9 protein-coding genes are annotated in these 6,377 nt (G+C 56.9%); 5 read left to right on the top strand and 4 right to left on the bottom strand.

The features are described 5' to 3' along the window. Positions 1-201 precede the first annotated feature (201 nt). Together ACOCD2_RS10325 and ACOCD2_RS10330 are read right to left on the bottom strand one after the other, a co-directional pair. Positions 202-756 (bottom strand): CDP-alcohol phosphatidyltransferase family protein, encoded by a 555-nt coding sequence (locus tag ACOCD2_RS10325; RefSeq protein ID WP_293647258.1) that lies wholly within the window; start codon positions 754-756, stop codon positions 202-204. 3 nt (positions 757-759) lie between these two features. Then, on the bottom strand, positions 760-1,830 hold the full coding sequence (locus ACOCD2_RS10330; protein WP_293647260.1) for a DUF2066 domain-containing protein: 1,071 nt from the start codon (positions 1,828-1,830) through the stop codon (positions 760-762). Between the two features lie 82 nt (positions 1,831-1,912). Between ACOCD2_RS10330 and ACOCD2_RS10335 the strand changes: the two genes are divergently transcribed. The 5 genes from ACOCD2_RS10335 (at position 1,913) to ACOCD2_RS10355 (ending at position 4,946) form a co-directional block, all read left to right on the top strand. Further along, entirely contained in the window at positions 1,913-2,035 is a 123-nt protein-coding gene (locus tag ACOCD2_RS10335) for a hypothetical protein (RefSeq protein WP_293647262.1), read from the top strand. 92 nt (positions 2,036-2,127) lie between these two features. Beyond that, on the top strand, positions 2,128-3,180 hold the full coding sequence (gene purM / locus ACOCD2_RS10340; RefSeq protein WP_293647264.1) for a phosphoribosylformylglycinamidine cyclo-ligase: 1,053 nt from the start codon (positions 2,128-2,130) through the stop codon (positions 3,178-3,180). Beyond that, entirely contained in the window at positions 3,173-3,826 is a 654-nt protein-coding gene (purN, locus tag ACOCD2_RS10345) for a phosphoribosylglycinamide formyltransferase (protein ID WP_293647266.1), read from the top strand. The genes purM and purN overlap by 8 nt, the downstream gene beginning before the upstream one ends. Next, complete coding sequence (locus ACOCD2_RS10350; RefSeq protein WP_293647268.1) at positions 3,823-4,527, top strand: DUF3108 domain-containing protein; 705 nt, start codon at positions 3,823-3,825, stop codon at positions 4,525-4,527. Before purN ends, ACOCD2_RS10350 begins: the two co-directional genes overlap by 4 nt. Continuing rightward, positions 4,524-4,946 (top strand): hemerythrin domain-containing protein, encoded by a 423-nt coding sequence (locus tag ACOCD2_RS10355; protein WP_293647270.1) that lies wholly within the window; start codon positions 4,524-4,526, stop codon positions 4,944-4,946. Before ACOCD2_RS10350 ends, ACOCD2_RS10355 begins: the two co-directional genes overlap by 4 nt. A gap of 168 nt (positions 4,947-5,114) precedes the next feature. Here the strand turns inward: ACOCD2_RS10355 and ACOCD2_RS10360 are convergent, their stop codons facing one another. Beyond that, a complete protein-coding gene (locus ACOCD2_RS10360) occupies positions 5,115-6,053 on the bottom strand; it encodes an ATP-binding protein (protein ID WP_293647272.1) in 939 nt (312 codons plus the stop codon). A 47-nt stretch (positions 6,054-6,100) separates the two neighbouring features. Then, on the bottom strand, positions 6,101-6,377 hold a 277-nt coding region (locus ACOCD2_RS10365; RefSeq protein ID WP_294045569.1), incomplete at its 5' end, for a transposase.

Below are 6,377 nucleotides of genomic sequence, written 5' to 3' on the forward strand. Positions count from 1 at the left end.
ACTACCATGTCCCGCAGAAAAACATCGGGCACATCACGCCCATTCAGGCGCTTAAGGATTGGCACAAAAAACAACCGGAATTATTCAAAAAGAAAACCCATGATCTATCGGGACTTGACACACGGCTGGTCCTACATCATCATCGCCCTGGCCGCACGCAAGTCCTGAAAACATCCGTCTCCCCGGTTTCCGGGGAGACGGTCAGTGCCTTATCTGCTTGCCCGCCTTGCGTCCCCAGCTGACGACATATCCAAGACCGCTCCACAGGGTCGTGAAGGCCACTGTCCACATCATTCCCTGCAGCAAGCTTTCCGACAAGGCACTGAACCCCAGATCATAAACCACCATCAGCACCAGCAGGATCTGCAAACCGGTATTGAGCTTGCTCACCAGGCTGGGCTGGGCATCCAGTTTCTCCACGCGAAAATTGTAAGCCACAGCACCCATGACGATGATTACATCGCGCAGCACTACCAGCCCCACCAGCCACCAGGGAAGCGCATGCAGCCATCCGAGACAGAGATAGGACGAGACCAGCAGAAACTTGTCCGCCAGGGGGTCGAGAATACCGCCGAGGCGGCTTTGCCACCGGAACTGCCGCGCAAGAAAACCGTCGAGGGCATCGGAGATCCCTGCCACGAAGAACAACAGCATGGCGCTCTGATAATGGTGATTGAGGAGCAGCCAGATCACAGGAAACACCAGCACCACGCGGGCAATGCTGATGATATTGGGAATATCTTTCGGCTGAAGCATGGGCTACCTGAGCTGGTAAGTCAGCTCCAGGCTGTCCGGAGTAAGCGATTCGTCGTCAGGAATACTGGCGACTGGCGCCAGTGTGTTTTCCAGGGACAGCCTCTGGGTAAGGATTTCTTTCCCGCCCCGCACTTTGGCCCGTATCAGCAGCTGGTCACCGGTAGATTCCTCGATGGCGTATTCCGAAATGACATCCAGCGAGTCCAGCAACTGCATGAGCCTTGCATAGTCGGACAAACCACCCACCCCGAGGAAGCGAAGCATCACTATCCCGGCCTCTCCGGCATCGCTGCGGGGCACGAACTGAACTGTCAGCCAGTCCATGACCTTGTCGATGCCACCACCGAGCGCAGCTTCTTCTGTACCGGCCGAACTGCTGAAGTCCTGCTGCCGGTCGGGCAACAGCAACGTCCATTTCGCCTTCCACTGTTTGCCGGATTTGCGCAGACGTCCCAGCAGAACAAGCTGATCACCGTAGCGGGCCGATGCCGCTTCGACGCCATCACGGTTCACCGTCCAGACATCACTGACACGCAATGCGGTCTGATCTTCCAGATCCATGATAGGCAACAGCAACGGCAACCCCCGCTGCTGCGCCGCGTTTTTCACCGCCTGCACCACTTTCACGTCCCTCTCGGGATCAAGCAGGGCGCGCTTGCCTCCCTTCTCCTGCGCCAGCCACAACAGCACCTCCGGCCGCCCCTTGTCCCACACAGACAAGCCCAACTGCTGTAATGCCTCTTTGATTGCACTCTTTTCGAAGGCCACCCACATCAGGCGTTTGCCCGGCTCGTCCCCGGCATCTGACACTTCATTTCTGTAGCGGAACTGCTGCACATAATCTTCCGCGTGTTTCAGCAAAGTCTTCATACCCTTTCGGCCTTTCAGCCTGCGATAACCGGAAGCCTTGATCAGCACTTTTTCAAAGGCTTCACGGATGCTTGCCTTGCGGGCTTCAGGGCTGGGATCCGTTACCGGCACTTCGGCCGAATACAACCCCGGTGATGCAGGCAGGACCGCCGCGGGCAGGAGAAGAACAAGCAGGAAGAGGAGCAGTGCGCTGAATTTTTTCATCCCGCCATTCTACTGGTAATCCCCGTTGCTGGCCAACCACCGGCCAGCACCTCAGGACCATGTCAACTATCAAGGTAAGTCATTGAAAACGGTACCCGTGGTAGTCCGTGAAAATGGCTGCGGCACGGAAGCCGCAGCCAAGTCCACATGGATGTATTTACGGCGTTTTTCACGGAATGCTGCCGGTGGCATCATCGTTAGATGACGGGACCCTGACCAGCACCTCACTGAACGCATTTCTCCCGCGTAATTCTTGATACAATAGCGCCCCTCATTTGCTTTTTTCAGGAGCGCTGCGTGTCCTCCCAAGAACCGTCAACCGAAGGACTGAGTTACCGGCAGGCCGGTGTGGATATCGATGCCGGCAATGCACTGGTCGAAAATATCAAACCCCTGGTCAGGAATACTTTCAGGCCGGGCGTGCTTGCAGGGCTGGGCGGCTTTGGCGCCCTTTTCGAACTGCCGGCAGATCAATACAGCCAACCCGTACTGGTGTCCGGAACCGACGGTGTGGGCACCAAGCTCAAGCTCGCCATGATGCTGGGCAAACACGATACCATCGGCATCGATCTCGTGGCCATGTGTGTCAACGACATCATCGTCGCCGGCGCCGAACCCCTGTTTTTCCTCGACTACTTTGCAACGGGCAAGCTGCTGGTGGATCGTGCCACGGATATAGTCGCCGGTATCGCCAAAGGCTGTGAACTGGCGGGCTGCGCCCTGACCGGCGGTGAAACGGCGGAAATGCCGGGCATGTATCAGGGTGATGACTACGACCTGGCCGGCTTCAGTGTCGGCATCGTCGAAAAAAGCAAGATCCTGCAGGGTGACAGGGTGCAGGCCGGCGATGTGCTGCTGGGACTGGCCTCTTCCGGCCCCCATTCCAACGGGTACTCCCTGATCCGCAAGGTCATCAAGGTCAGCAACGCCGACCTGAGCGCCGATCTCGATGGCCAGCCTCTGGGAGAAGCGCTGCTGCAGCCCACCCGCATCTACGTGAAATCCCTGCTTGCGCTGCTGAAGGAAACCGATGTTCACGCGCTGGCGCATATCACCGGTGGCGGTCTCACCGAGAACATCCCCCGGGTCTTACCCGCCAACACTGCGGCTCACATAGATACTAAAAGCTGGCCCCGCCCGGCGGTATTCCAGTGGCTGCAGGACAACGGCAACATCGATCCCGGGGAAATGCTGCGCACTTTTAACAGCGGCATCGGCATGGTGGTCTGCGTGGCAGCGGAGGATGCTGCGAAGGCACAGGCAGTACTGGAAGCACAGGGCGAAACTGTGTACATGATCGGCAGTATCGAAAGCTGCGACTGCGAAACACCCTGCGTCGAGTATGTCTAGACTCCCTGTCGTGGTCCTGATCTCCGGTGGCGGCACCAACCTGCAGGCCATCATCGATGCGGCTGAACGGGATCTTCCCATCGACATCAGGGCCGTCATCAGCAACAAGGCAGATGCCTATGGGCTGGAGCGGGCGAAGCAGGCAGGCATTCCCACCGCAGTACTGGAGCACCAGGACTTCCCGGACAGGGAAAGTTTCGATACCGCCCTGATGGAACTCATCGACCGCTATGAACCGGGCCTGGTGCTGCTTGCGGGCTTCATGCGCATCCTCACCCCGGACTTCGTGCGTCATTATCACGGGCGCATGCTCAATATCCATCCGTCCCTGCTGCCCGAATTCCAGGGTCTGCACACCCATGAACGTGCGCTGGAAGCAGAGGTGGAAAAACACGGCGCCAGCATTCACTTCGTTACCGAAGAACTCGACGGCGGCCCCATCATCCTGCAGGCCAGCGTCCCGATACTGCCGGGTGATGATGCGGACAGGCTCGCCGCCCGGGTCCTGGAAAAAGAACACATCATCTACCCCCTGGCAGTACGCTGGTTCGCTCAGGGACGTCTTGCGCTGAATGAAGATCAACAGGTGGTGCTGGATGGCAGGATCATGAACACTCCCATGCAACTGGAACAGGCAACCCAATGAATATCCTTCACCGATACTGGCTGTTCTGCGCGTGTCTCCTACTGCCGGCCGGCAGCTATGCCCTGCAGCCGTTCAGCGCCAGTTACCAGCTCCTGCTCGACGATGAAAAAAAAGGCGAAACCCAGTTCAGCCTGCTGCTGCCTTCCACCGGATACAGCTTCGAGGCATTTACCCTGCCCCAGGGAAAGCTCGCTGCCATCGACGTCAAGCACGAGATACTGGAAACCAGCCACGGACATTTCAAGGATAACCGCCCGGAACCCGACAGTTACTACTACGCCGTTCGCAATGCCTCAGGCACCCAGATGCTGGAATTCTTTTTCGACTGGAAGAAAAACCAGCTCACACTGCGAGGTGACAAGGAGCAACAGAAGTTTGCCCTGGAAGACGGCACACAGGACCACCTCAGCTACATCCTGCGCGCCATAATGCTGGCAGAAAGCAATCAGCGTATCGCCCGTTTCAAAAGGATTTCCATCGAAGGAACGAAAGAAATCACTCTGAAAAAGAAGCTGCAGAAATACATTTCCACACCTGCCGGGAGATTTCTCGCGCTGGAAATCAATGTGGAAACAACAGATGGCAAGGAAACCCGCAGCCTCTGGCTTGCGGTAAAACACGGCTTCATGCCCCTGTTGCTCACAAAGAATACCGGCAAGGGCCGCGTTCGCATGGAACTCACCAAGGTGGAAAAACAATGAAACGACATCCCGAACTCATCTCACTCTCCCAGGAGCATCACCAGTCACTGCGGCTGGCGAAACAGTGTCTGGATACGGCAGCAGGCGGCGATGAAGAAAAATGCAAAGCCCTGTGCGATCACATCCTGGATATCTTCGACGCGGAATGGGACCGCCATTTCCGCAACGAGGAAAAAACCATCTTCGACATCACTGCCACGCTCAGCGGAAAGATTCATGAACTGGGGGTGCAGCTGGTTGACGAGCACGACCGGATGCGCAGCATGGCCGGTGAAATGCAGCAGGGCGATTGCAGGCAACTGGCCGCTTTTGGCGAACTGCTGAAGGATCACACCCGCCTGGAAGAACGCGAACTGTTTCCACTGGTGGAAGAGCAGTTCACTCGGGAACAGTTGCAGCAGATTCTCGCCAACACCTGATGGCAACGACAGGGAACGCGAGAGACATCCGCATGCTCATTCAGGCAAAATAATACTCGCTTCCAATCCCGACTGCCCGTCCGTACGGTTCTCCAGCACCAGCCTGGCGCCAATGCACTGCACCGCATGGCTGACGATGGACAAATCCAGACCACAGCCTTCGACATCCTATCCGGCGAGGCGGGCAAAACGTTCCTGAACCTGTTCCAATAGATGTTCCGGTATGCCGGGGCCGTTGTCCTGAATGCTGACGGCAAGTTCCCCGTCAGTGCGCGACAAGCGGCAGCGAATCTCACTGTCAGCAGGACTGTAGCGAATGGCATTGTCCAGCAGGTTTCGGAAAATAGTGTGTAATAAATGCGGATTGCTGTTTACCACGACAGACCCGGCAGCGGGATATTCGGTCGCTATCCGTATATGCTTTTCCCCGGCTGCCTGGGTCAGCTGCTCCGACACCTTTCTGCAAATATCAGTCAGGTCGACATCCTCAAATTCCACCTGCCCGGATTCCGGCGACAAGCGAGCCAGCACCAATAGCTGCTCGACCATATGCGTGCTCTGATCCACCGCTTGCAACACCTTTTTCAGGGACCGGCTGCTTTCCTCCAAATCTTCCGCACGCATGGCAAGCTGGGAGTGCAGGCGAATGGCACTCAGTGGTGTGCGCAGCTCATGAGAAGCATCAGTGGTGAAGCGTCTTTCGCGGGATATAGCGGCGTCAAGCCTCTCCAGAAGACCGTTCAGCGCGTTGACCAGCGGCTTGAGTTCCTTGGGTGTGTGATCGCCAACCACCGGACGGAGCTGGTTGATATCCCGGTCACTGACCTGTTCCGAGAGACGCTTCAATGGGCGCAAGCCTCGGTCCACGGTGAGCGCGATGATGAGGGCAAACAGAGGAATGGCCCAGAACATAACCCCCAGGGATTCCACCGCAAAATACCAGGAAAGCTCCTTTCTGCCGACGACTTCTTCCGCTGTGAAAATCCGGTAGTCGCTGCCCTTCAGATACAGACCGTAAACCCGCCACTGCTGACTCGCGATGGCCACATCCTGAAAACCTGCCCGCATACCCAGCGCCTGATCCGGTACGCCTGCAGATTTGAGCATCAGTGAATCCCGATGCCACACCTGGTAACCAATATATTTTTGGCTCTTCAGCAGAATCTGTGGGTAAACTCAGGCTCGGGTAAAGCAGCAAGTGCATGATACAAAGCGATTTCCGCGCCCCGATACGTCCGAAAACCGAAGGATTTTCTGGAGGTCAGTTTTGCCTTGGTGTTGAAACCCTCCACAACACCACTGGAAAGCTGCCCCCTGGTCCGGAACCAGTTGAGCAACAGCGGCCGATGACCTCGCAGCATCCGGGCCACTTTCTTCATCGGCTCGATTTTCGATCGCATCGTTTTCGTACACCACCTATCCAGAAACTGA

It is taken from the genome of Thiolapillus sp., from assembly GCF_048562965.1.
Classification (GTDB): Bacteria; Pseudomonadota; Gammaproteobacteria; order Chromatiales; family Chromatiaceae; genus Thiolapillus; species Thiolapillus brandeum_A.

Excerpts from the sequence above, each read along its gene's own strand:
- purN (WP_293647266.1), top strand. The coding sequence starts at position 3,173 with ATGTCTAGACTCCCTGTCGTGGTCCTGATCTCCGGTGGCGGCACCAAC.
- ACOCD2_RS10350 (WP_293647268.1), top strand. The coding sequence starts at position 3,823 with ATGAATATCCTTCACCGATACTGGCTGTTCTGCGCGTGTCTCCTACTG.
- ACOCD2_RS10360 (WP_293647272.1), bottom strand. The coding sequence starts at position 6,053 with ATGCTCAAATCTGCAGGCGTACCGGATCAGGCGCTGGGTATGCGGGCA.
- ACOCD2_RS10355 (WP_293647270.1), top strand. The coding sequence starts at position 4,524 with ATGAAACGACATCCCGAACTCATCTCACTCTCCCAGGAGCATCACCAG.
- ACOCD2_RS10330 (WP_293647260.1), bottom strand. The coding sequence starts at position 1,830 with ATGAAAAAATTCAGCGCACTGCTCCTCTTCCTGCTTGTTCTTCTCCTG.
- ACOCD2_RS10325 (WP_293647258.1), bottom strand. The coding sequence starts at position 756 with ATGCTTCAGCCGAAAGATATTCCCAATATCATCAGCATTGCCCGCGTG.